The organism is Paenibacillus sp. Soil750 (genome assembly GCF_001428045.1).
GTDB lineage: Bacteria > Bacillota > Bacilli > Paenibacillales > NBRC-103111 > Paenibacillus_E > Paenibacillus_E allorhizoplanae.
The window spans coordinates 383,205-408,647 of record NZ_LMSD01000012.1 but is presented as its reverse complement, the minus strand read 5'-3'; the positions used below and the strand labels follow the sequence as shown (position 1 = coordinate 408,647).

Genomic DNA, 25,443 nt, shown 5'->3' with positions numbered 1-25,443 from the left:
GCTTTGAACAGGGAGTGGAATGATTAATGGAAAGCACCGTGCTGCAAACAGACCGTTTGCTTGCAAAACCGAAGAAAAAGAAAATCCCGTTTCTGAGCCGATGGGAATCTCCCTTGGCCGGATACCTCTTTTTATCCCCATGGCTGATTGGTTTTTTCCTGTTAACACTAGGGCCAATATTGATGTCCTTGTATTACTCGTTTACGGATTACTCCTTGCTGGATGCGCCACATTGGCTTGGGGCACAGAACTACAAGCATATCGTGATGGAAGATGATACCTTCCGCGAGTCCATCAAGGTAACCTTGCTATTCGTCGTATTCTCCGTACCACTAAAGCTCGTAACTGCTCTGTTGGTGGCGATGCTGCTGAATAAGAAAATCAGAGGGATCTCCTTCTATCGGACGATGATCTACTTCCCATCATTGATCGGGACGAGTATCGCAGTGTCGATTCTATGGAAAAATATTTTCAGCAAAGACGGTTTTATTAACCAAGCCTTAGCGCTTGTAGGGATTCAAGGTAAGTCGTGGATTGCAGACCCTGACACTGCTTTAGGGACACTAGTACTTCTCATTGCGTGGCAATTTGGATCGGCGATGATTATTTTCCTTGCAGGACTTAAACAAATTCCAATGGATTTGTATGAAGCTTCCTCCGTAGATGGCGCTAGCAAGGTACGTCAATTTTTCACGATCACGCTGCCGATGTTGTCTCCGATCATTTTGTTCAACTTTGTGCAATCAACGATTAATTCTTTCCAGATGTTTACACAGGCATTTATCATCACCAATGGGGGACCTGTGAACTCAACCTATGTATACGTCATGTATTTGTATGAGCGAGCTTTCTCGAAGTTTCAAATGGGCTATGCCTCCGCGCTAGCTTGGATTCTACTAGTCATTATTGCAGCGGTAACAGCGCTTATTTTCGCAACCTCTAAATACTGGGTTTACTATGAGACGCAAGGAGGGAAGGGGAAATGATGGCAAGACGCCAAGGTTTGACCCATCTTTTATTACTAATTTCAAGTATCATTATGATGTATCCCGTTTTCTGGTGGCTAGGAGCTTCGCTCAAAACGAATGATGAGATGCGCTCACCGAATTTATTTCCCGATACATTCCGATGGGCTAACTACACCGAAGGCTGGGTGTCGGTTCCTAATTATGACTTCAGTGTATTTTATATCAATAATTTTCAGTTAATTATTGGCGTACTATTCACAAGTATCGTATCTTGTTCCCTTGTTGCCTTTGCTTTTGCTCGCCTGGATTTCCCGCTTCGTAAGATGTGGTTCGGCATTCTGCTTGTGACGTTAATGCTTCCGACACAAGTAACGATCGTACCTCAGTATGTGTTATTCAGTAAATTTGATTGGATAAATACGTATTTACCGTTCTATGTCCCTCATTTGCTCGCAGGTGGCGTGGGAGGCCCCTTCTTCATCTATTTGCTTGTGCAATTTATTCGTTCCATACCGAAAGAGTTGGATGAGTCTGCGAAAATAGATGGATGTTCATGGTTCGGTATTTACTGGCGCATCATAATTCCATTGACCAAGCCTGCGCTGGTTACTGTCGCTATTTATTGTTTCCTTTGGAACTGGGATGATTTCTTTGGTCAATTATTGTATATCAATTCCGTCGATAAATACACGGTTAACTTAGCATTGAAGCTGTTCATTGATTCTGCGGGAACGGTGCCGTGGGGGCAAATGTTAGCCATGTCTTTAGTGTCTGTTATGCCTGCCGTGATCATTTTCTTCATAGCTCAGAAGCATTTCGTCGAAGGTATTGCTTCGGGTGCTTTAAAAGGATAAGCTTAGGAATGACTAGGAAAGCTGCTGCATTTGCTGCGGCTTTCTTTGCATAAGAGCTTAGTTTGAAACATACGGAGGGCAGACATATGCTGCAAAATCCATTCAAAACGTATCGCATTATCGCGGTTTATTTTTTCAGCTCAGCCGTCATTATTGCTATGTTGATCGGCATTGTTATTGCCGTTAGTTATTCGGGGACTTCGAGCGAAATTGCTTCCAATACTTCCTTTTATCAGCAACGCTTGCTGAATGAATTGAGCAAAAAAATGAGCACAAGCTTAATTGGTATTGAGCAGACCTCGGGTACCTCTGCCAAGAATGTTGATCTCCTTTACGGCCGATTACGAGATAAGGACGCTTATGAGCGCCTTCAAATCGAGACGGATCTGCAGAGTCAATTGAACTATCTTGTCTTCGGCACACCGATTCTGCAATCGATCCATGTGTATTCGGATTACCCCTTTACATCGGATACCCAAGGTCCTGTTACGTTTTTCCAGATGTCACAATTAGATAAGGAAGCATGGTATCCGAGTATTCTAGAAACGGATAGCGCTTGGCTTGGCGAGCACAAAATTATGACCAATGGACGTGAAGAATCAGTAATAAGCTTCGCCCGAAAGGTCATCAATAATAGCAATCAGTATTACAGTTTAATGGTTTTTAATATTAAAGTATCGAGCATTCGACATCTGATTTCAACGGAAGACGATACGACCAATATGGCGTTACTTGATGCAGCAGGCAGGTTGATAACGCATGCTGGCAACAGCAGCAAATTGCAGCAAGCGACACTCACATTGAAGGGGGAGATGGATAAGCCAAGCGGTTCCTTACGGGTGGAGGATGATTTCTTCGTGTGGGCCAAATCACCAGATTCTCAGTGGACACTCTTCGAGGCAAGCTCTTGGAATGAAATGACCAAAGGCAGTAAAAACATGGCGAAACTCTTCCTTCTTCTCGGGGCTACCTCGATAGTGCTCGTGCTGCTGCTTACCCTATTCTTATCCCGCCGATTCATGAGACCGATGAATCAATTGATTCGAGCCATGGGGCAGTATTCACCAGGGGAGAACCAAGGTTTACCTACCGACTATAAGAATGAGTTTGGTAAATTATTTCAAGGGTATCGTAAGTTAACACAACGAATAGAGGACCTCTATGAATCTCTGCGGGAGCAGCATGTGCAGCAGCGGGCAGCAGAGCTGAAATCGTTGCAAATGATGATCAATCCTCATTTTCTATATAATACGCTTGATCAGATTAACTGGACGGCGATTGAGGCGGGGCAGAATAAGATCAGCTCTATGCTAGCGCAAGTAGCGAGTATGTTTCGCTTAGCGCTATCTAATACGAATAGTCTTGTGGCTGTAACAGAGGAAGTCGCGCATATTGAACACTATTTGAAATTTCAGCAGGTGCGTTGGGAAGATAAAATGTCGTATCTAATTAAAGTGAATGAGAACTGTAAGACCTCACTGATGCCGAAGATATTTCTGCAGCCGTTCGTAGAAAATGCTTTTATGCATGGCTTTCATGGCGCTTCCGAGGCCGAGATAGGAATAGACATTTATCGAGATGAGAACAGCTTATATGTAACCATTACAAATAATGGCAAAGGGCTCAGTGATAACTGGCAGAACAAGCCTAGGAAGCGCGGAGGCTATGGACTTCGTAATGTGAAGGAAAGACTGGATGCCTTATTCGGCAATCAATATAGTTTACAACTGAGTAACCGGGAGCAAGGCGGCGTTCAAGTTAACATCCGATTCCCTCTATCAGATGATTAACCATATTCATATCATAAGGGAGTACATGAGCATGTGGAAAATAGCCATAGTGGATGATGATTTTCAGGTTTTACGAGGTTTACGACATATCATACCTTGGGCCGAGCTGGATGCTGAATTCGCGGGAGAGGCGATTGACGGAGAAAGTGGACTAGAGTTAATCCGTGAAGTAGAGCCCGATATCGTCATTACGGATTTATATATGCCTGGCATTAGCGGGATTGAAATGATCGAGAAACTGCGGGGGGAAGGCTTCCAGGGCAGATTTATTATTCATAGCGGTTATACCGATTTTGAGTATGCAAGGCAAGCGATTCGACTTGATGTCGACGATTATTTGAATAAACCAATCACGATTGAACAGATTCGTGAAGTCTTGTTTCGGACGATTGGACAATTAGAAGATTTTTATCTGGAAAAAATGGAGAAAAAGCGGCTTGTTCGTTTTGTTCAAAACTATGAGAAACAAATGGCAGATGAGCAGCTTGCAGCTCTGCTTAATGGTACTCTTCAGCCTAATGCGGCTGACATGAAGCTGCCCACAGTCGAAGTGTACTGGACAAACTATGATCAGCAGGTAGTGGTGCTTGAACTGGTGAAAACAGACCGGATTACCGATATCTCGGTGGCAGATTGGCATTTATTTCGCTTCGCCATGTCCAATATCACGAAGGAGTTGACACAGCAGGAATGGCCAGAATCAGCGTTCATTTGGCTATTCGGACCGTATTCAGCACTTGTACTACATATTCCTCGGGACGAAGCAGATGAGCAATCTCTTGAAAGATCTGCACGTTTCATGGAGACATTAACAAGCAGTATGCTGCGTTATTTGGGCTTAACGGTGAAAGCTGCCCTAGGTGAACGCATAAGTAAATGGGAAGATTTGAAAAAGTCGGCAGACGTTGCTTTCGAATCGTTGCAAGCATTTGAACAAGGACAAGGTGCGGTGGATCTGGTTCGTTATCTTTCCCAGTCTTTGCAGGAAAGCAGTGAAGAAGAATTATGGTCGCATATTCAGCGGTTCATTAATCGGCAAGAGGCGTCGGCCAAAGGTGGAGACCCCAAGCTATTCTATCGCGTCTTAGCTACGGAAATTTGGACGCTGCTGCAATATGCAGCGCAGCAAGCTGACATGTCGATCACCCCTGCGGATGAGAATGAGTTGGTTACGTCAACCGATACGATTATTCATCGTGCGGATGTGGAGAGCTTCCTGCAATCGAAGGTGAAGAGCATAGGACTCAAGCGACAGCCAAGCATTAACCAGAAGCATAAAGGGGCAGTCGATTTCATGCTTGGGTACATTCATGAGCATTATGCGAAAGACATTACGATGGATGAGTTGGCGGGACAGTTATTTATCTCGAAAAATTATTTGAATCAGTTATTTAAAAAGGTGACAGGAGAAACCTTTATGAACTATGTTATTCGTGTCAGACTTGAGAAAGCGAAGGCTCTTCTCTTAGAAGGGAATTTGTTGATTTATGAAGTCTCTGAACAGGTTGGATATCAAAATGTGCCATATTTCAGCACGCTTTTCAAGAAATATTGCGGAATTAACCCGAGTGATTTGCTGAAAAAGTAGATTTTCTCCCCACTTGTTTCAAAAACTGAAAGAAATCAGTTCGATCCTCTCCTATACCGTTCAGGCTTTCAGCGATACGATAAGTGTGTGAGATCGACATATGCGAGAGGGGTAATTATACAATGAAGAAAAAATTAATGACTGCTGCACTATCACTTGTTGTCATGGCATCCGTATCAGCTTGTGGATCCAAAACAGAGGAAGCTCCAGCGAAAGCTTCGGTTCAACCATCAGCGGCAGCAGCTGCAACACCAAAGGCGGAACCTGCTTCGCCTGTTAAACTTCGTATTGCTTGGTGGGGTGCACAAGAACGTCATGATGCGACACAGAAGGCACTTACGCAGTATACAGCCTTACATCCGAATGTTACTTTTGAAAGCGAATTCTCGGGTTGGGATGGCTACTTCGATAAGCTCGGCGTTCAGTTCGCAGCGAAAAATGCCCCTGATATTATCCAAATGGACGCTGCTTACTTGAATGAGTATGTTGGACGTAATTTGGTTGCTGATCTTGCAAGCATTAATGTTGCAGATATGGATAAAGCACTTATCGAATCAGGCAAAGTGAATGGCAAGCTCTTCGCAATGCCGTTAGGAACTGCCGCACTTGGCATGGCTTACGATAAAACGGTGATCGAAAAATTAGGTTTAAAGGCACCAGCATGGGACTGGACTTGGGATGATTATTATAAATTCGGTCTAGATGCCAAAGCCAAGCTAGGGAAAGATAAATACGTGTTCGTTGATCAAAGCTCAGATTTAGTTGACTATACAGCTTATCAGCTTAGCCAAGGCAAAGGGCAGTCTTTTACAGATAACAAGCTATCCATCGATAAAGATACATGGATTACATACATGAATAAGCAAACTGAAATGCGTAAAGCTGGCATCGTTACACCTGCTGATATTACGGTCACAGACAAAGAACTTGATCCGAAAATGGATAGTGTGGTCAATGGAACAGCGCTTGCTCGTCACATTTTCTCCAATCAAGTGGGTGCTATCAATGGTCTTAAGCCAGACGCTTTTGGATTTACAACACTTCCGAAAGCAGGACAAACGGGTGGTTGGTTGAAACCGGGCATGTTCTGGAGTGTGAACGCAGGCTCCAAGCAACAAGATGAAGCGAAGAAATTCGTTGATTGGTTCATTAACGACCAAGAAGCAGGGAAAACATTATCATTAACACGTGGTATTCCAGGAAATGCGAAAATCGTAACGACACTAGCACCAAATTTCAGCGCGTCTGACAAAACATCCGTTGATTTTATTAACAAAGTAGGACCAGCAGCACAGAAATTCGTCGCTGAACCGCAAGGATGGGGTAACTTCAAGAAAGACTACAAAACAATCGTAGAGAAAGTCATGTTCGACAAAGCAACAGCTGATCAAGCTTATGAAGAATTGATGAAAAAAGCCAAAGAGTATGATACAGCAGTTAAAAAATAATAGATTGTATTGAATCATGGCGTTGTCGCTTCTTAGGACGCGTCATGATTTTTTCTTTCGATAGGGGTGTAGGGATGAGTTCAGAGGGTAAGAGCCATGCAAGTATGCGACTAGAGGGAAGGATATCAATATGTTTACCTGATCGATTAGCTTCTTCTGTTCATCATGCTTTAGAAATGTTTATAAGAGATTACAGGACTGTGCTTGGCGCTGAAGCAGTTACTGTCAACGATCCGGTGCAGGCAGAGCTTGTCATTCGCTATGCACGGGAGAGCGATCACTGTGCGGTGCATCTAGAAGCATTCGCACTTCGTTTTACACACGAAGGTGAGAAGACGCAGTTGCATATCGTTGCGAATGATGACTTGGGGTTCGTTTACGGTATCTTGCATGTGAGCGAGACGGTGTTAGGGATTCATCCATTCTGGTTCTGGATGGATCAGTCGATACAGACACGGACTTCGATCGATTTGAATTGTGAACCGTATTACTCACCTGTTGCTAAAGTTAGATTTAGAGGGTGGTTCGTTAATGATGAGGTCTGCCTCATCGGTTGGAAAGAAGCTTACCCGCCATCACGCGAAGTATGGTTACCTGTTTTTGAGGCGCTGCTTCGCTGCGGTGGAAATATGGTGATTCCGGGGACGGATCTACCGAAGACAGGCATTCATTTGGAGTTAGCAGCAGAAATGGGGTTGTGGATTACCCATCACCATGCGGAGCCTTTGGGCGCAGAAATGTTCCTCAGAGCATATACAGGGAGATCAGCCAGCTATAAAGAGGCCCCTGAATCATTTGAAAAGTTATGGCTGGAAGCCATTGAGAAGCAAAAGGATCAAAACATCCTGTGGGTGCTCTCCTTCAGAGGTCAGGGGGATAAGCCTTTCTGGGAGAATGATCCATCCTTTGATACACCAACAAAGCGTGGGGAAATGATTTCCCGCGTTATTTATCGCCAATACGAGATGATTAAGGAAGCTGTTGATAACCCCGTCTATTGTGTAGCTTTATACGGAGAAATTGCCGAGCTATACAAAGGCGGTTATATCGAATTGCCTCACGATGTGATCAAAATTTGGGCCGATAATGGGTATGGCAAAATGGTTTCGCGCCGGCACGGCAATTTGAATATGCGGATGCCAGCGTTACCTGCTGCGGATGATGGTGGTCAGCATGGTATCTATTACCACGTTACCTTCCATGATCTTCAAGCATCGAATCATTTGACGATGTTTCAAGGTTCGGCTGCCTTTGTGAAGGAGGAAGTGGAGAGCGCTTTTGAAGCGGGATGTACCGATTATCTCCTGCTCAATTGCGGGAATATTCGTCAGCATGTGTATATGCTTGATATTATTCGTAAGCTGTGGGTTCAAGGAACGATGGATATTGAGACGCACTTGAAGGCGTTTGTTCATCGCTATTTTGCTAGCCACCAGGAAGAAATTTCTAATTTGTATCGCACCTATACAGATGCCTCCATTGCTTATGGGCCTCATGGTGATGATTTGGCAGGAGACGAGTTTTATCATCATCCTGCGAGAAGATTAATCGGGCATTGGCTGCAAGGCCGCACAAGTGAAGCGGACCGCGGGTTGCTGTGGGCGACGGGAGAAGTAAGTTTCGCTGAGCAAATACAATGGTTCGAGCAGCGAGCTGAAGAGGGGCATGCTTCTTGGTCTAAATGGGTTAAGGAATGTGAGGAGCTGCTCAGCAAGTTGGATGGTGAGGACAAGCAGCGAGTTCTTGACCATTTGTGGTTGCCGGGCGTCATTCACCAGACGGGTTCGGAAGGATTGATTTGGCTCTGCCGTTCTTATGCTGCGGCACGTAATGATCTGTACGCGCAAGCCTTCGTTTTTGCTTCTCAATCCATGTGGTGCTATAACAAAGGTTTACAAGCACTTCGCTTGGCCGAGCACGGCAAGTGGGCGAATTTCTATCGTGCCGATTGGCTAACCAACATCGCGAGTACCGTTAATAATGTAGATACACTGCGCCGATTCCTGCGCATGCAGGGGGATAGTCCAGACTTTTTCCACTGGTACAAAGAATACCTCATGCCAGAAACAGAGAAATATATTTACTTGGAAAACACACACCGAAATCCACTTTCGGATGATGTGCTTGCTAACCAATTGCAGCTCTATTTTAATAAATAAAAATAGTGTCATTTGAACCATTCTTCATTCCGACGTATAATAACAGGACTTCTTGATAAAGGATGATGGTATTCATGAATGACAATAATGGAAGAGTCTATATCCGGTTTCTGGGTGTAGACGACACAGATGATATGCTGGATCTCATGCTGCGTAATCGTGAATTATTCGAGGGCGTATGTCCTAAGCGCAATGAATCTTTTTATACAAGAGAAGTACAAGCGAAAAGTATCGAAAACAGTATCAAACAAAAGGAAGAAGATAAACGATACGCTTTCGGCATTTTTCTAAGGGAAACGGATCAACTCATTGGTGATATTTCGCTTTTTGAGGTACAACGTGGGCCGCATCAGAAATGTATTCTCGGTTACAGTATGGATCAGACGCACAATGGAAAAGGATACATGACAGAAGCGATTCAACTTATCATGAAATTCGCTTTTGAGGAAGCAGGCCTACTGCGTGTAGAAGCAGGTGTTATGCCGCGCAATCTGGGCTCGATGCGTGTGTTGGAAAAAGCGGGATTCAAGCAAGAGGGACTGGCTCGCAAGTTGTTGGAAATTAACGGCGTACGTGAGGATCACGTGTTGTTCGCTATGCTGGCTGAGGACTATTTGACTGGTTTGAAATGATGATGATCACAAGTGAAATGTAAAGGTAGCTCTAGACTTATTCTTAGATTAAACAAGCTGAACGAACAGTTGTTCATAAATAAATGGAAAATATCCAGTTATTTCAACTCGATTTGACCCAAATGCTATTAGAACTGGAAAAGCTCCATCTATTTTTCATGTTTCGGCTACAATTGCTAAGAAATCTTAATTTTAGTTGTATGTTTTCCAGTTAATTCATAAAAGAAGGAAGAAAACGCGAAAATAGTTGTACTTTATCCATCTATTCCAACAGAGCGCTTCAACCTATTTCAATTGAACTGCCGCAGATCACTAATCTGCGGCAGTTTCTCTTTCTCATGAGCCATGGAACATCCCGCTACTGAACAAAATTGCTAATTTTAGCTATTCACACTGCAAGAAAATTCTCGCTGAATTCAGTACGATGAAAGGGAAGTTATCAAGGGATCTTAAGGAGGCAGTCGCGATGTCAAGAGTTACGAACTTTCAGTTAACAGAGGAAATGATCAATCAGTTTTATCGGGAGGGATATTTCTATGCACCAGGATTTATAACTGCGGAGACCGTGGATGCGATTAACAATGAGAATGCCGTGTTTGCGAATACGTTAGGCGACGGGCAATGGAAAAGTCATGCGATTATCGATATCGCCAAAGAAAAAGCTATGTATCCTGAAACTACACGCTTTCTGACGAATCAGGATGTCGTTCGTGTGTTTGAACGGATTTTGGGCGATGACGTCAGGCTCTGGATGGGGATGTACGCTGTTGTGGATCCGCAGGGGAAGGGACTCGAGTGGCATCAGGATAATCAATATACGCACATTCTTGGTCATATGCTGAACGGTTTTATTGCGCTTGATCCGATCACGCAGGAAAATGCGGGGCTTTGGCTCGCGCCTGGCTCCCATCTACTGGGTCGGCAACCGAATTTAAATACAGAGGAGGGGCATAGGCGAGCTGCTGAGCCGGCCAATGGAACGCCATGCAACCCGATGGCACCGGGGGATGCCGTGTTTTTTCATCGCGAAACGCTCCATCATAGTAAAATGAACCTTACGGATAAGCCAAGACGAGCCTACGCTTTCCAAGTTGGAGCGGCGAACTGCCGTTACGCGAAGACGGGCAAGTTGTTGGAAGACCGCATACAGCTGTCAGGATACCAACTTTAGGTGGAGTTGGGAACGGTAAGGGGTCAACGCTTACGGTAGTCCCTTGGCGTCAAATGGTGGAACTCTTTAAACACTTTATTGAAATAACTCGCTGACCCGAAGCCACAAGTTAGGGCGATGTCCGTAATGGACTTCGCTGTCGATTGAAGCATATGACCGGCATATTGAAGCCGTAACCGAACGATAAATTCATTCGGAGTTAAGCCCGTCACTTCTCTGAATTTGGTATAAAACCACGTTTTCTTGATGAGCGATTGTTCAATCACAATGTCCATATCTATGTCCTCTGCCCAATGCGCCATGAGATATTCGATTGCCTGGATAATGCCGTGCGCGGAGGAATCCTCTTGCAGTTGATCGCGGTTATGCATCATATAGTACCTCTGCATGTGAACAAGCATTTGGATCATCAAAGTTTGCTGTTGAAGTTCCCAGCCGGGAAGTGCTTGCTTTGCTTCCTCGAGGGCTTCAATGGCCAATCTTTGCACCGCTTGTGCGTGGACCGAATCCGCAGGAATGAGGGGTGACGTATTCGTCATATAAAAAGGTGTAAGCAAGCTGGAACCTCGGGGTATGAAGCTGACAAAGGAGGGAGAGAAAAGCAGCATGATCCAGCGACTAGGCTGTCCCTCTTCTTGGGTTAGATTCCAATGCGGCTCAAAGGGACGGAGCAGAAAGATATCCCCAGGACCCGCGTAATAGCAGGCTTCTCCGATCTTGTATTTCATCCCTTGGTCCAACGCTATGCTGACCTCGAGTGCATCGTGCATGTGTAATTCATGGTCAGTGAAATGGGCGAATTTCTCTTGGATCATGTACCCGGAAGATAGGGGCAGGCGTTCATACTGCAAGGATGGATCACTCCTTTAAGGGGATTCATTGGATTAAGTATAACTTTTTTGAAAAAAGGAAAACAGCTGTATATTCGAACTTGGAGCTGGATGAATGTTCACCTTGTGAATGGAGATCGACCGAGTGAAGCACGCGAGCCGTTTTATTGCATAGCGCTTATTGAAGCGATGCAGTGGAACGGTTTTTGTTCGTTTGTTTGTTCGTTTGTTTGTCTGTTTGTTGAGGTTCGTAGTAGGGAATCGATTTGTACAATTGGATGAGCGGTCTAGGAATTGAAGCTGGTTAACGGACACAACATACCTTATTTGCTCCAAATCAGTGGTTTTCAAATTCTAACGGACACAAACGCCGCTATTCACTAGAATTTTGCTTATTTCGTGCTTTCAGGTGCAAATAACCGCAGTCGTGTCCGTTAGAATCAGGGAAGACTCTTTCCAATCCAAATAGCGATTTTCATGTCCGTTAGGAGTTGAAAGAATCTGAATTAGAGATGCAATCCTTTGTACTCGCGGTGACGAAGGGCTATATAAAACCTAACGAGAACGCACCTTCATAGCAGCTCTCAAACTTCAAAACTAACCAAATGATTATCAACTGAGGTAGTGATTATTCCTGGTTAAAGAGACCTATGTTTACAATGAAAAGTTAATTTATGTAAAAATGATTATTGCCGCACCTGGTAATCACTGGATATAGTCGGATAGTGACTTGGATACAGGATACAGGCTAGTTCCTCTTTGAAGCCGGGAGAAATAGGGATGAGGGGGTGTCTAGTTAGCGGCTTAGCATCACTATAACGTGGCAGTATGAAGTAAATGTTAACGTGTTCATTAAGCAAGAAATTACTTGAAGGAGGAAATTCAATAATGAAAAAGCTTAAACCTACACATACCCTTACGGCACTAATAACATCCTCACTGATTGCTGGCGTGTTGGTCATCCCTTCTGTCTTCGCAGCAAATCTACTCAGCGATAACTTTGATGATGGGAATGCAAACGGCTGGACCACGCAGAATGGTACTTGGACGGTCGTTCAAGATAATGGCTCTTATGTGTATCGTCAAACAAGCTCAAGTGAAGGTCGAGCTTCAGCCGGTACTGCGTCCTGGACGGATTATGCGGTTGAATCCAAAGTCAAAATTGATAATTGGAATGGATCCAATCGAGCGTATCTAGCGGGGCGCTATCAAGATGGAAATAACTTCTATGCGGCATCCTTGTATAACAGTAACGGAGGGAAGCTAGAAATTCGCAAAAAAGTAAGCGGTTCCACAACGACATTGGCAACATTAGATTATCCACTTGCAGTAGGAACTTGGTATACAGTCAAGCTAGAACTAGCTGGATCGACAATTCGTATGTATGTGAACGGGACCTTACAGCTTACAGCAACAGACACGAGCCTAAGCTCGGGTGGCATTGGTTTAGTTGGCTACAAAGCGGCGGTAAGCTTTGATGATATCCTCGTTTCCGATAGCGCTGGTTCAACATCGACACCGTCGCCGACGCAATCGCCGTCACCGTCGCCATCACCATCAGTGCCACCAAGTCCGTCACCTACACCTCCTCCAACGGCAGGCGCGGTCTATGTGGATCCAAATGGCTCTGTAAGCAACCCTGGGACATTGACAAGCCCAACAACACTGAGTTCGGCGCTTACGAAGGTAGCTCCCGGCGGTGTCATTTATTTACGTGGTGGCACGTATAGTTACAACAGTCAAATTACAATTGATCGTGCGAATAATGGTACCGCAAGCGCAATCAAGCAAATCATGCCATATGGAACCGAGAAGCCAGTCTTGGATTTCTCTTCACAGAGCTATAATCTAGCAGATGTATCCCTGAATGCAAGAGGATTGCAAGTGAATGGCAGTTACTGGACGATTAAGGGGCTCGAGATTAAGGGAGCCGCCGATAATGGTGTATATGTAGCAGGCAATAACAATCGTTTGGAGAATTTGGATGTCCACGATAATCGGGATACGGGCGTTCAGCTTGGTCGCTATGCCTCAACAGCAACTCGCAGTGAATGGCCAGCAAACAATAACATTGTGAACGTGTACTCACACGACAATTTCGATCCCGATAACGGGGAAGATGCGGATGGGTTCGCTGCTAAACTGACTACAGGACCTGGCAATGTGTTTGATGGTTGTATTTCATCTTACAATACGGATGATGGTTGGGATTTGTATACCAAATCAGATACGGGACCGATTGATCCGATCACAATTAAGAACAGCGTAGCCCATCATAATGGTCAAACATCATCTGGGAACTCGACAAGCAGCAGCGACGGTAATGGGTATAAATTAGGTGGGGAACAAATAGCAGTTAACCATATCGTTACGAACTCCGTGGCTTATCTTAATAAGAAACACGGATTCACCTTCAACAGCAATCCTGGCTCCATTACGCTGACGAATAATACATCATTTAGTAATGGTGAAGGCAATTTTACTTTTGACACCGGTACACATACGTTCACGAATAACTTGTCTTACAAAGGAACTTCGAGTGATAAGACGAGCGGAACGGATGTAGCTAGCTCGAATGTTTGGTGGAAAAGCGGGAAGAGTACCAATGCTGCAGGTCTCCTAGCGAGTGATGCAGACTTCGTAAGTTTAACGCCAACGCTCACACGGAATGCCGATGGGTCTCCGAATTTAGGCAATTTCCTGAAGCTTGCCACCGGCAGTGATTTAATCGGCGCAGGAACTCCTAGCGGAACGAATATTGGCCGAAATTAACCAACAGTAAAGTAGTAAGGCTGTATCTCTCGTAGATCTATTACAGAGATACAGCCTTTTCATGTTGTTTTGTACACGTTTCGGAAATGATTTGGCGTAATGCCTTCACTTTTTTTAAACAACTTAATAAAATAGCTTGGACTGTCAAAGCCAACTTTCTTAGAAATGTGGCTAATTTCGAGATCAGGATATAATTGAAGAAATTCTTTGGCTTTATGAATACGATACTGATTGATGTAGGCGAAAGGCCTTGTGCCTAACGTTTGTTGAAATAAAACACACGTATATTGCGGTGTAACACCCAATTGATTGGCCAAATGCCGAAGTGTGAGGGGCTGAGCGTAATGCTGTTGTATATAGTCGATAACGGGTTTTAATTGCTCCAACTGCTCCTGATTAGAGCGAGTATCTGCTGTGGACGTATATCGGAATAAATCCATAAGCAAGCCATACAGCAGATGGGAGCCATCATAGCTAGAGATCTGATTTCGGATACTGTATACATGATTGATTTCATTGATTCTGGCCTCGACGAGATCAGGCTTCGTCATGAAGAGGAGCATAGAGTTGTTAAATTGTAAGGATTGTAGAAGTCGCCCAGCGAAATCGCCATTGAATTCAACCCATTGTACCGTCCATGGCTCCACTACGGGATAATACCGGTGAGGGACCCCTGGGTATAGTAACATCCCCTGTCCTCTGGAGATCGTTAGTGATTTTCCTTCGATTTCAAGTATGCCTTGCCCATCAAAGCATTGAATCCATTGAAAAGACTTGTAGCCATCCTTTCTCACTACGGGTGGCTGATTCACCCAGTAGCCCGTCGAGACCAGATAAAGAGGTAATTGAAAGTCAATATCGGTCAGGACATGCCAGAAAAAGTGCTTCATTGTCATCAACCTCATTCCGCACATTAATATTGTTATACTATCATAAATATTCTTTGATTGTTGAAGGTTTTGTACAGGGATATAATTTCAATAAAGTTATATAGTGTGTATTTATTTTTTGCAGCTTTAGGATTTGCGCACGATAATGCGAGGGAGAGTGGTCATAAGCTATGGGAAAAGAAAGCCAAAATAGCAACATCAATCATCCGCCTCTGCCATGGAACCTCGAATCACTGTATCAAGCGGCACATGTTGTATCCATTCCTGAAATGGATAATGATCAGATCAAAGCCATGATGTATGAGGCGTTGCCTTACCAAGGCAAGCAAACACGTGTATTTGCCTATTACGGGATACCTGATACTGCATTGGGAGATAAGGTGCCAGGTGTAGTCCTCGTACATGGAGGCGGGGGGACTGCTTTCAAAGAATGGGTTAAGCTGTGGAACGATCGAGGGTATGCAGCTATCGCCATGGATCTGGAGGGGCATCTCCCAACAGCCAAGAATAAGGATGGTTTGTGGCCAGAACATGACTGGAGCGGACCTTCTCGGCAGGGCGAATTCGCGGATTATGCAAGCCCTGTGGAGGACCAGTGGATGTTCCACGCCGTTGCGAATGTCATCCTGGCACATTCATTTCTGCGCACTTTTGAAAATGTGGCTAGCGATCAAATTGGTTTGCATGGAATTTCATGGGGAGGAATCGTGACCGGTATTGTTGCAGGTGTGGATGAACGGTTCTCTTTTGCTATTCCCGTCTATGGATGCGGTTATTTGTTCGAGGCTAGCAATAAGTACGGACAAAGTTTTCAGCAAATGCCGCCAGCGTATGCTCATCAGATTAAGCAATTGTGGGATCCTTCGGCTTATTTCGATCGCATTACGATTCCCATGCTATGGGTGAATTGGAGCCATGATCCTCATTTTCCGCTTCACTTATTTAGCAAATCGTATCAAGCATCGCGTAATGGAAACATGAATTCCAGCCTTAGCATTCATTTTGGACTGAGACACTCGCATGCAGCGGGATGGAAACCTACTGAGATATATGCCTTTGCGGATCACATAACGAAGGGTGGTCGCGCACTGCCACAGATTCTACGTGAAGAAGTGAACGAGGGAGAAGTAGTAGTCGAATTTAGGTCAGAGCTGCCCATTGTGAAGGCAGAGCTGCGATATGCGACAGAGATATCAGATTGGTTTGATTTTGAATGGCTTACGAAGGAAGCACACATCGCATGTGGTCCAAATGAAATTCGAGCATTACTAGAGGAAAATACGTCTGCGTGTTTTATTCAAATCACAGATGAACGCGGTTATATCGTTAGTACGCCTGTGCATATCTTTACGCACATCAACTAGCCATTTTCAAAAGAAACACAAGTTAATTGTAAAAAAATACATGTCCTTTGGTTATTTGGAAGATTAAGATGGGAATAACCAAGTGAAACTTGAGAAAATTTTGAAAAAGAGGTGGGCATGTGAAACAAATATGGGGTAAGGTGTGGCTCGGTGTCTTGGCGATTAGCGTTATTTCAGGATGCAGCAGTGAAGTTACACAGAAGAGCAGTGAAGACACTGCAAAGGTTAATGAAAAGTTAAAATTCTCCATGTCAATAACAACATCTGGGAATAAATATGCCGAGAAATCAGCAGATATCAATAAAGAAAAGTGGGTTATGAAGCTCGAGGAATTGACCAAAGCAGACTTAGACCTTCGAATGATTCCACTCAAAGATTTTGATTCCAAAATGTCCTTGATGTTTTCATCTAATGATATTCCTGATGTCGTGCAAAATGTTGGAGGTGCCACCACAAAAGGCATGTCCGGTTCTGTGGAAGCCGGTGTGTTCATGCCGCTTGATGATCTATTGAAACAATATGCACCGAATATTATGAAAGCGGTACCGAAAGAGGCATGGCAAGAAACGAGCTTCAACGGAAAAATATATGGCATTCCCTCTTGGTTATCCAATCCATCCAGGCGTGCGACATTCATCCGAGCTGATCTGCTAGCCCAAACGGGTTTACCGGCGCCGAAAACGGTTGATGAGTTCTTGAATGTCATGCGAGCTTTTAAAAAGATTGGAGTTGAAAATCCCTATCAATTGCGTGAAAACTTCAAATATGCGGATACCATACTGGGAGCTTATGATGTCCTGCCGTCCCAATTCGAAGTACAGGGAGACCAAGTGGTCCCGAAATTTTTTGATGTAGACAATATGTCGAAAGCGCTTCAAGCGTACAAAGCCATGTTCGATGAAGGATTAATTCCAAAGGATTTTGCATCCATTTCCTCTACGGACTATGGGAAAAACATAGATGCCGGCAAAGTCGGGATGTGGTCCGCCAACGCGGCGGGTCTATCCAATTATCGCAATAAAGTGAAAACGGCAGTTCCGACAGCTCAAATTGACATTATTGCATCTCCACGTGGACCTGAGAATTGGGGAGGTCACATGCTGTATTCAAGTATTAACACATCCTACTACTTGAATAGTAAGGTATCGAAGGATAAAGCGATAAAAATCATTCAATTCTTTGAATGGATGACGACACCGGAAGCTGAGAAATATTTCTCTTTCGGCATTGAAGGCGAAACGTACACCATGGAGAATGGCAAAGTGAAGTTTACGCCGCCAACCAAACCAGAAGAGATCGATGAGGACGGATTCCGAGGCATGTTCTGGTTCGTCCATGATGCTAAATACAATAAGGCAAGAGAAGAGTTGACGCCTGAAGGTCGAGATATGATTCAATATTTGGATACCGTTGTTTCCAAAGAAGGTCTAGGAGCGGTTCGTTTTGTACCAGGGCTTGAATCCTTCTCCAGATATCCTGATTTGGCGCCAATCGGAGATGATGTAGGTCCTAAACAGATCATTGACCATATGATCAAAATGATCTATGGCAAAGAGCCGATATCAGACTGGCCGAAAGTCATTGAAGAATACAAGAGCAAAGGCGGGAACGAGATCCTTAAAGAAGCAAACGAACGTTATAAAAAGGGTTCAGGTGTGATCGTTTCTAGTAATCGAAAATAGCTGCCAACGTGCAATATGGAAAGTATTTGTTTGGTCTTCCGAGCAAATACTTTTCCGTTCTTTATGCCCAAAGACAAGGAGGATACATCATGAACACGAAACATCTCATCTCAATGAACTATCCGGCTTCTTGGTGGCGTTCATTATGGCGGGAAGCACTGCCTTCTGGTAACGGTAGGATTGGAGCGGCTGTCTACGGAGGGGTTCACGAAGAGACAGTTCTGCTGAATCATGAGGATCTGTGGTGGGGTGGTGTAACGATGCCACTGCCGGATGTGAGTGACCGATTGGCAGAGGTAAGACGCTTGCTGAATGAAGGTCAGGCTCCAGAAGCAGACAAAGTGCTTTCAGATGCGCTGAAAGATCAGGGTTACCAACCCAAACTGGCGTCTCCCCTGCCACTTGGGGATCTTAAGATATTCATGCCCTCGCGACGAGCATTTCGCTCTTATAAACGAACATTGCAAATGGAGACCGGAGAAGTGTCCGTTAGTTGGACAGATGGGGATACCCGTTATGAGCGAAGGTTGTTCGTATCTCGAACAGCGGATGCCGTCGTAATGGATATTCGCAAATGGGGACCGCATTCGATTGAAGCAAGGTTACGCATGCAGCTTCATGATAAACGAGATGTTCGGAGGTCAGGCATTGTGTTCCCCGAAGGCGAAGAAATGAAATCTACGGGTGACACCATTTATTATGCCGCTCAACACCCGGACGGAAGTGATTTCGGAGGTGTAGCCCGCGTCATCCATCAGGGAGGACACACAGCTTCTGGTCAGGAAGGCTTAAACGTGAAGAATGCGGAGTCTGTGTTGGTCATAATTAAGTTATTTACTGGTGGAAATAGACGAGATGAATGGCGCAGATTGGATGAAGAACTGAGCGTGCTTCCAATCTGCTATGATACCTTGCTTTCAGCTCACGTGCTTGAACATGGCCGCTTGTTTCACGCGATGGAGTTTGACATCGCAGCAGTAGGAAGGGATCTCTCCAACGAAGAGTTGCTGATGCAAGCCTATCAAGGAGAAACACCGGATGCACTTATTGAGAAAATGTGGGCGTATGGACGCTATTTGCTCATTTCTAGTTCGCGTGCGGAAGGGCAGCCCTGCCATTTATATGGCTTATGGGTTGGCGATTATGACGCTGTTTGGGCGTTTCACATGGTCAATGAAAACCTGCAGATGATGTATTGGCAGGCCTTGTCGGGCAATATGACAGAACTGCTGCTTGCAGTCTTTAACTACATGGAAAAGCTGATGGATGATTTCCGTGTCAATGCCAGACAGCTATATGGCTGTCGTGGAATCTTTATCCCGGCTCCAAGCGTACCCGGTTCAGGGCTGCTAAAACATACATCCCCCCACATTATTCATTGGACCGGTGGAGCGGGATGGGTCAGCCAACATTATTATGATTACTACCTGCATACGGGAGATTTGGTATTTTTGCGAGAGAGGGCGCTGCCGTTTATGCGGGAGGCTGCTTTGTTCTATGAAGACTTTTTTACGATGGATGATGATGGTTACTGGATGAGTTCCCCATCCAATTCACCCGAAAATACCCCGGGAAATTATTGGAAGGGTCCTGGCATGTCGATGGGAACGACTATGAATGCGACGATGGACTTTGCCATTGCCAAGGAGCTTTTGACACATCTGATTGAAGGGGCGCAGATAACTGGGATGTATCTGGAAGCCATTTCGACCTGGCGGCAAATGCTTGAACGAATCCCACCATACCAACTAACGGAAGATGGAGCTGTTAGAGAATGGATGCATCCCTATTTTGAGGAAAACGATCATCACCGCCATGAATCGCATGTCTACCCTGTTTTTCCCGGAACAGAGGTGACGCGTGGGAATGATCCTATTCTTTACAAAGCTTTCGTCAAATCCATTGAGAAACGCTTAGGATTGGGACTGAAAGAACAATCGGGCTGGTCGCTGGCGCATATGGCGAACAATTATGCGCGAATGGGTCAAGGCGATTCAGCACTCGAATGTCTCGAGACATTGGCTCGCTCCTGCGTCATGAACAATCTAATTACCCTGCATAATGACTGGCGCGGTATGGGAATCGGCGTTGACATGGGTTGGGCACCCGTACAGCTCGATGCCAATATGGGATGGACTTCAGCGATTCAGGAGATGCTGCTCTTCTCGATTCCCGGTGAGCTTCATATTTTACCTGCGCTGCCTGCTCGTTGGAGAAAAGGAAAAGCGGGTCCATTGCTTGCGCGTGGTGGAGTCGAGTGCACCTTAGAGTGGGACGTTTCGGAGGAGCGGCTCGACATCATGCTTCGCTCAACGCAAGGATGCAAACCAATAGATCTAGTATTGCCTAAAGCAGCTGTTGGACTAAGAGACAGCTCGGACCCATTTGAATTGAAGCTGAGGCAAGTAGTGGTCTCGGAAGCTCCGCTTCATCTATCAGTCATACTTAGGCGTATGGAGGCTTGAAGAATGAAAGTACTGATTGTGGATGATGAACCGATAATTCGCAGCGGGATGATGAAAATGGCACAACAATACACACAACCGTTTCAAACGATTGAGACGGCGAATAACGGACTCGAGGCAATCGATCGGTTCAGCCAATTTGAGCCTGACCTACTCATTACCGATATACGTATGCCCAAAATGGACGGATTGGAGCTTTGTCGGATCCTGCATAATAGTCATCCTAATTTGCTTAAGGTCGTCATTTCTGGCTATAACGATTTTGAGTATGCACAGAAGTGTTTGTCTTACGGGGTTAAGCACTATTTGTTGAAACCTGTTACACCGCCTGATCTACACGATATATTCGATCAGATTCTCAAGCTGCGTGTGCAAAGCTGTATATCGATTTCAAAATATGTAGAGTGGATTGAGCGTATAAAAGGGAGTGTTTGGTCGCTGCAGATGGATGAAATGTCCCGACTCCTGGCGGAGTGGCGAGAAAGCTGCAGCTTGTTAACTATCAATCAAATAAAACATCTATTGGATGAGGTATTGCATCTATTGGATAACTATTTTCAAGAAAAGAAACAATTTAACATGCCAGGATTGCAAGAACCGTTAAGTGCTGCTACAAGAGAGGATCTATATATCTTGTTTGAGTGTCGCATGAGAGCGTTGATGAAAGAACTACAATGTTCACGGCATGGAAATTACAAGGATCCGATGGAAGAAGCGAAGGTCTACATCGATACGCGATTATCTGTGGAGGTCACGCTAGCAGAGGTGGCGGATTTGATCGGAATTTCTCCCTCCTATTTCAGTACGTTGTTTAGAAAGATGACGGGCGAAACGTTTGTCAGCTATCGGATGAATAAAAGGATGGAGAAAGCAAGGGACTTGCTGTCCATCCCCCATAAACGAACGTTTGATATTGCCATTGAAGTCGGTTATGAAGATTATCCGCATTTTACAAAAACGTTTAAGAAAATTTATGGCGTGTCTCCGTCGGAATACCGCAGCTCTATGGGGATTAAATGAGAAATTTTAATTTATATCAAAAGTTGTTTCTATCTTACCTCGTCGTTATATTAATTTCTTTAACCAGCGTTGGTTACTTTTCGTACAAAGCCTCTTCGCGTGAGTTGGAACACATTGTAGAGAAGCAGTTGACACAAGTCGTAGGTAATGCGGTGTACCATACGGACTATTATATTCGCGCATATGAGCGCGCAATGGTGTCTCTACTCAGCAATAACGATGTCAAACGATTCATTGATTTACCAGAAGGGGAGATCGGATATCCGTATTACGAACTACGTAAACTTGTCAAAGAAGTTGGCATCGAACCTATTTTTATCAGAAATCCAGAAATTACTGACATCTTTTTGATGAATTTCAATGGTAATGCCATGTATGTTTACAATGGGATTAACGCGGGTTCGTTCACGAAGGAGCAAATAAAAGAGCAGTTAGACTATTTCCGAAATAATACGACGGCGAATGGCAGTTTGGCCGTACTGAATCATAGTATTTTACCGGAGCAAACCAATCAAACACTGACACTCGTTCGCCGTATTCGTGGACTTTCTTCGACTGAACTTAAGGGTGTTCTCGCCATTGAGTTGAGAGCCTCTGAGCTTTCTGAGTTATGGAAGGGCATTGATTTAGAGAGTGATGGTTATTTCTTTATTACCGATGGCAATGGGAACTATGTTTACCATCCGAATGCTGCGCAGATCGGCAAAGGGATGCAGGAATCGATTCATCAACAGGTTATCGAAGCTGAAACTCATGCATTTACCTCTACGATTGATGGGAAATCACGCATGTTTATGAGCCGACGCTCCCAATATGGCAATTGGCGGCTTGTCGTATCCATGTCCGTAGATGAATTGCATAAACCAACAGACACGATTCGTACTACAACGCTTATTGTTGGCGGTTTTACACTCATTCTCGCCTTATGGCTCGCCATCAGGTTTGGTAAGTCGATCACAGGTCCGATACGCAAACTAAAAAGTGCGATGCGTGAAACGGAGAAAGGAAACTGGGTCATGCTACCACTTCCCAATCACCGTGATGAAATTGTAGAGCTGATTAATCGCTATAATCTGATGGTCAGTCGACTAGCAGAGCTTGTTGATGAAGTGTATCAGGCCGAGTTAAGGGATCAGGAAAATCGAATTGAGCGTCAGAAAGCTGAGTTACAATCGCTGCAGCTTCAAATTAATCCTCACTTTTTGTATAACACGTTAGAAACGATTGTTTGCTATGCGGTTATTAAGGATAGTAAGGAAATCTATGAGATCGTGAAGGCAATGGCCTATATGCTTCGCTATTCTGTACAAACCCATTTGGAAGAAATCACGGTAGCTAATGAACTTAAACATGTCTTGCACTACTTACTCGTGATGAAACATCGGATCGGACGAGAGTTTGATATGGAAGTGGACATTGATCCGGCGTATTTGCTTCGTCATATGGTGCGGTTAACACTTCAGCCGTTAGTAGAAAATACGTTTCAGCATGCCTTTGCGGACGGAGTGGAGGACCACCATTATATTCGTGTTCACGCGGGTGAAGACGATGCGCTTTTTTGGATCAGCGTAGAAGATAACGGAGTGGGGATTGAAGAAGTGAGGCTGCGAGAATTGCGCGAGAAGCTTAGTGAAAACCGGCTTGCAGAGAGCGGGCGGACGAAAGGGATCGGTGGCATTGGTATCGTTAACGTGCACCGTCGAATTCAGATGGTGTTCGGCGAGAAGTATGGGCTGCAGATTGTCAGCGAGATAGGCCAAGGAACGAAGATTATTATGCTGATGCCAAAAAAATGAAAGGAGCTGATCGTATGGCTTCGAAAACGGACATCTCTGGCGAGAAACAGTTCCAGTTTGTGAATTCGCGAGCTCAGTGGGCATTTATTCAGAAATATTGGCCCTTGTATGTGCTTTCAATTCCCGGACTCTTGTATTTTGCCTTGTTTAAGTATATCCCCTTGTTCGGTTCCTCCATTGCTTTTCAAAATTATAATATTTTCAAGGGGGTATCCGGCAGCCCTTGGGTAGGTTTGGCACATTTCAAACGGTTATTTACGTATCCAGAGTTTCTGATCATTCTGAAAAACACGCTGTTAATCGGTATGTATGATCTGATATTTGCCTTTCCAGTACCTATCATTCTGGCTTTATTGCTGAATGAAATTCGGTTCAACGGTTATAAGCGGGTGGTGCAAACCGTCATCTACATGCCGCACTTTCTGTCATGGGTCATTGTCGGCGGGATTATTATTGGGTTGCTGTCCCCGACAACGGGGATTGTGAATCAAGTGATGGGTTGGTTTCATATGGAGTCCATTTATTTTATGGGCGAGAGCAGTTATATCCGCTCTATTCTGATTGGATCTGGGATATGGAAAGACAGCGGATGGGGAACCATTATTTATCTTGCTGCCATAGCAGGCATTAACCCAGATTTATATGAAGCTGCAGAGATCGATGGAGCGGGTCGGTTTCGTCAGGTGATGTCGATTACCTTACCTTCCATTCTCCCTACGATCACCATTCTACTGCTTCTCCAAATCGGACATTTTATGGATTTCGGTTTTGAACGCGTGTATTTATTTCTGAACCCTCTAAATAGCGAAAACGGAGAAATTCTGGATACCTATGTGTACAGATCAGGTCTGGTCGACCGACAATATAGCTTCACCACCGCGATTGGACTTTTTAAGTCTTTTGTTGGATTAGCATTGATCATGATCGGTAATACCTTAAGTAAAAAAACGTCGGGAGAGAGCCTATACTAACATTCGTCATAAGGAGGTCAGGGATGTGATTTCTACAACTAGTCAGAGAGCTTTTCAGGTAGTTAACATGATGTTACTGTTGATGATTGGACTAACTATGCTGCTCCCACTTCTTCATGTGATCGCTCAATCCTTTAGCGACGCTGTTGCAATCAACAACAGACAGGTCAGCCTATGGCCGGTAGGATTCACGCTTGAGAATTATCATATGATATTGAAGGATTCCACGATCTGGATGGCATTCCGCAATAGTGTGACAATAACTGTACTCGGAACGTTCATCAATTTGGCAGCTACATCAAGTTTAGCGTATCCGCTATCTCGTTCAGAATACGTATTTCGGAAACCTGCATTGGTCTATGTTTTGATAACCATGATATTCCATGCACCTCTGATTCCGAATTATCTGCTATTGAAAAATCTGCATATGCTTAATACACTCTGGGTGTTAATGATTCCATCCGCAATCAGCGCTTTTAATCTGTTCGTTATGCGTTCTTTTTTTATCCATCTGCCGGTTGAGCTGTTGGATTCTGCCCGTATTGATGGATGTGGCGAGCTGCGGATGATATGGAAAGTCGTACTGCCACTGTCCAAACCGGTCATGGCAACAATGGGGATTATGTATGCGGTATCGAATTGGAATATGTATTCACAAGCCCTCTATTATATTGATAAACGCTCGCTGATTACGCTCCAAGTGCGGTTACGCGAGATTGTTATTACGGATAATATGGGATCATCGGATACTACCTCAGACTTGATGCTCTTGGTATCACCCGAGGGATTGAAAATGGCTGTTATCGTCGTTGCTACATTACCGATCATGTTGGTGTATCCGTTCTTGCAAAAGCATTTCATGAAGGGAATGATGGTTGGGTCTATTAAATCGTAGGTAGAGCTGGGGATGGGATTCAGTAAAATAACAAATAGGATCGTAAGAAAACATAATACATGGGGATGACGACGAGGCGTATAGTGTAGAAAAAAGTTACTTATGAATTAGCACTGTGGTAAAATATTCACAAGGATTTTTTTAACCT

At 44.5% G+C, this 25,443-nt stretch carries 18 protein-coding genes and 1 pseudogene; 17 read left to right on the top strand and 2 right to left on the bottom strand.

What is annotated here, in order from left to right; genetic code table 11:
• The first annotated feature begins 26 nt into the window (after positions 1-26).
• The 8 genes from ASL11_RS14145 (at position 27) to ASL11_RS14110 (ending at position 10,610) form a co-directional block, all read left to right on the top strand.
• Entirely contained in the window at positions 27-986 is a 960-nt protein-coding gene (locus ASL11_RS14145) for a carbohydrate ABC transporter permease (RefSeq protein ID WP_056615117.1), read from the top strand.
• Positions 986-1,822 carry a carbohydrate ABC transporter permease gene (locus tag ASL11_RS14140; protein ID WP_082595537.1) on the top strand — a complete coding sequence of 279 codons (837 nt, stop codon included), beginning with the start codon at positions 986-988 and terminating at the stop codon, positions 1,820-1,822. The genes ASL11_RS14145 and ASL11_RS14140 overlap by 1 nt, the downstream gene beginning before the upstream one ends.
• Before the next feature lie 86 nt (positions 1,823-1,908).
• Positions 1,909-3,612, top strand: coding sequence for a sensor histidine kinase (locus ASL11_RS14135; protein ID WP_056615113.1), 1,704 nt, complete (start codon positions 1,909-1,911; stop codon positions 3,610-3,612).
• 31 nt (positions 3,613-3,643) lie between these two features.
• A complete protein-coding gene (locus ASL11_RS14130; protein WP_056615111.1) occupies positions 3,644-5,200 on the top strand; it encodes a response regulator transcription factor in 1,557 nt (518 codons plus the stop codon).
• A gap of 122 nt (positions 5,201-5,322) precedes the next feature.
• A complete protein-coding gene (locus ASL11_RS14125) occupies positions 5,323-6,648 on the top strand; it encodes an ABC transporter substrate-binding protein (protein WP_056615110.1) in 1,326 nt (441 codons plus the stop codon).
• 74 nt (positions 6,649-6,722) lie between these two features.
• Entirely contained in the window at positions 6,723-8,807 is a 2,085-nt protein-coding gene (locus ASL11_RS14120) for a glycosyl hydrolase 115 family protein (RefSeq protein WP_082595444.1), read from the top strand.
• 74 nt (positions 8,808-8,881) lie between these two features.
• Entirely contained in the window at positions 8,882-9,439 is a 558-nt protein-coding gene (locus ASL11_RS14115; RefSeq protein WP_056615108.1) for a GNAT family N-acetyltransferase, read from the top strand.
• A gap of 466 nt (positions 9,440-9,905) precedes the next feature.
• Complete coding sequence (locus ASL11_RS14110) at positions 9,906-10,610, top strand: phytanoyl-CoA dioxygenase family protein (protein WP_056615106.1); 705 nt, start codon at positions 9,906-9,908, stop codon at positions 10,608-10,610.
• 23 nt (positions 10,611-10,633) lie between these two features.
• On the opposite strand, the gene ASL11_RS14105 is transcribed toward ASL11_RS14110, so the two are convergent.
• A complete protein-coding gene (locus ASL11_RS14105; RefSeq protein WP_056615105.1) occupies positions 10,634-11,461 on the bottom strand; it encodes a helix-turn-helix domain-containing protein in 828 nt (275 codons plus the stop codon).
• A gap of 816 nt (positions 11,462-12,277) precedes the next feature.
• Here ASL11_RS14105 and ASL11_RS37180 point away from each other — a divergent pair.
• Together ASL11_RS37180 and ASL11_RS37175 are read left to right on the top strand one after the other, a co-directional pair.
• A pseudogene (locus ASL11_RS37180) lies at positions 12,278-12,919 on the top strand (family 16 glycoside hydrolase); the annotation flags it as partial.
• 81 nt (positions 12,920-13,000) lie between these two features.
• Positions 13,001-14,212, top strand: coding sequence for a right-handed parallel beta-helix repeat-containing protein (locus ASL11_RS37175; RefSeq protein ID WP_056617040.1), 1,212 nt, complete (start codon positions 13,001-13,003; stop codon positions 14,210-14,212).
• A gap of 59 nt (positions 14,213-14,271) precedes the next feature.
• Here the strand turns inward: ASL11_RS37175 and ASL11_RS14095 are convergent, their stop codons facing one another.
• Positions 14,272-15,102 carry an AraC family transcriptional regulator gene (locus tag ASL11_RS14095; RefSeq protein ID WP_056615102.1) on the bottom strand — a complete coding sequence of 277 codons (831 nt, stop codon included), beginning with the start codon at positions 15,100-15,102 and terminating at the stop codon, positions 14,272-14,274.
• Between the two features lie 170 nt (positions 15,103-15,272).
• Between ASL11_RS14095 and ASL11_RS14090 the strand changes: the two genes are divergently transcribed.
• From ASL11_RS14090 to ASL11_RS14060, 7 genes are all read left to right on the top strand, one after another.
• Positions 15,273-16,466: an alpha/beta hydrolase family protein gene (locus tag ASL11_RS14090; protein ID WP_056615101.1), complete on the top strand. Its 1,194-nt coding sequence runs from the start codon at positions 15,273-15,275 to the stop codon at positions 16,464-16,466.
• Between the two features lie 119 nt (positions 16,467-16,585).
• Entirely contained in the window at positions 16,586-18,148 is a 1,563-nt protein-coding gene (locus tag ASL11_RS14085) for an extracellular solute-binding protein (RefSeq protein ID WP_056615099.1), read from the top strand.
• An 89-nt stretch (positions 18,149-18,237) separates the two neighbouring features.
• The gene (locus ASL11_RS14080; RefSeq protein WP_056615096.1) at positions 18,238-20,613 is read left to right on the top strand and encodes a glycoside hydrolase family 95 protein; all 2,376 of its coding nucleotides are present in this window, start codon (positions 18,238-18,240) and stop codon (positions 20,611-20,613) included.
• A gap of 3 nt (positions 20,614-20,616) precedes the next feature.
• The gene (locus tag ASL11_RS14075) at positions 20,617-21,633 is read left to right on the top strand and encodes a response regulator (protein WP_056615093.1); all 1,017 of its coding nucleotides are present in this window, start codon (positions 20,617-20,619) and stop codon (positions 21,631-21,633) included.
• Positions 21,630-23,429: a sensor histidine kinase gene (locus ASL11_RS14070; protein ID WP_056615091.1), complete on the top strand. Its 1,800-nt coding sequence runs from the start codon at positions 21,630-21,632 to the stop codon at positions 23,427-23,429. Before ASL11_RS14075 ends, ASL11_RS14070 begins: the two co-directional genes overlap by 4 nt.
• Positions 23,430-23,443: 14 nt before the next feature.
• Positions 23,444-24,400: an ABC transporter permease gene (locus tag ASL11_RS14065; RefSeq protein ID WP_056615088.1), complete on the top strand. Its 957-nt coding sequence runs from the start codon at positions 23,444-23,446 to the stop codon at positions 24,398-24,400.
• A 67-nt stretch (positions 24,401-24,467) separates the two neighbouring features.
• Positions 24,468-25,295, top strand: coding sequence for a carbohydrate ABC transporter permease (locus ASL11_RS14060; RefSeq protein ID WP_056617037.1), 828 nt, complete (start codon positions 24,468-24,470; stop codon positions 25,293-25,295).
• Positions 25,296-25,443: the final 148 nt, after the last annotated feature.

Excerpts from the sequence above, each read along its gene's own strand:
- ASL11_RS14145 (WP_056615117.1), top strand. The coding sequence starts at position 27 with ATGGAAAGCACCGTGCTGCAAACAGACCGTTTGCTTGCAAAACCGAAG.
- ASL11_RS14140 (WP_082595537.1), top strand. The coding sequence starts at position 986 with ATGGCAAGACGCCAAGGTTTGACCCATCTTTTATTACTAATTTCAAGT.
- ASL11_RS14135 (WP_056615113.1), top strand. The coding sequence starts at position 1,909 with ATGCTGCAAAATCCATTCAAAACGTATCGCATTATCGCGGTTTATTTT.
- ASL11_RS14130 (WP_056615111.1), top strand. The coding sequence starts at position 3,644 with ATGTGGAAAATAGCCATAGTGGATGATGATTTTCAGGTTTTACGAGGT.
- ASL11_RS14125 (WP_056615110.1), top strand. The coding sequence starts at position 5,323 with ATGAAGAAAAAATTAATGACTGCTGCACTATCACTTGTTGTCATGGCA.
- ASL11_RS14120 (WP_082595444.1), top strand. The coding sequence starts at position 6,723 with ATGAGTTCAGAGGGTAAGAGCCATGCAAGTATGCGACTAGAGGGAAGG.
- ASL11_RS14115 (WP_056615108.1), top strand. The coding sequence starts at position 8,882 with ATGAATGACAATAATGGAAGAGTCTATATCCGGTTTCTGGGTGTAGAC.
- ASL11_RS14110 (WP_056615106.1), top strand. The coding sequence starts at position 9,906 with ATGTCAAGAGTTACGAACTTTCAGTTAACAGAGGAAATGATCAATCAG.
- ASL11_RS14095 (WP_056615102.1), bottom strand. The coding sequence starts at position 15,102 with ATGAAGCACTTTTTCTGGCATGTCCTGACCGATATTGACTTTCAATTA.
- ASL11_RS14090 (WP_056615101.1), top strand. The coding sequence starts at position 15,273 with ATGGGAAAAGAAAGCCAAAATAGCAACATCAATCATCCGCCTCTGCCA.
- ASL11_RS14080 (WP_056615096.1), top strand. The coding sequence starts at position 18,238 with ATGAACACGAAACATCTCATCTCAATGAACTATCCGGCTTCTTGGTGG.
- ASL11_RS14075 (WP_056615093.1), top strand. The coding sequence starts at position 20,617 with ATGAAAGTACTGATTGTGGATGATGAACCGATAATTCGCAGCGGGATG.
- ASL11_RS14070 (WP_056615091.1), top strand. The coding sequence starts at position 21,630 with ATGAGAAATTTTAATTTATATCAAAAGTTGTTTCTATCTTACCTCGTC.
- ASL11_RS14065 (WP_056615088.1), top strand. The coding sequence starts at position 23,444 with ATGGCTTCGAAAACGGACATCTCTGGCGAGAAACAGTTCCAGTTTGTG.
- ASL11_RS14060 (WP_056617037.1), top strand. The coding sequence starts at position 24,468 with ATGATGTTACTGTTGATGATTGGACTAACTATGCTGCTCCCACTTCTT.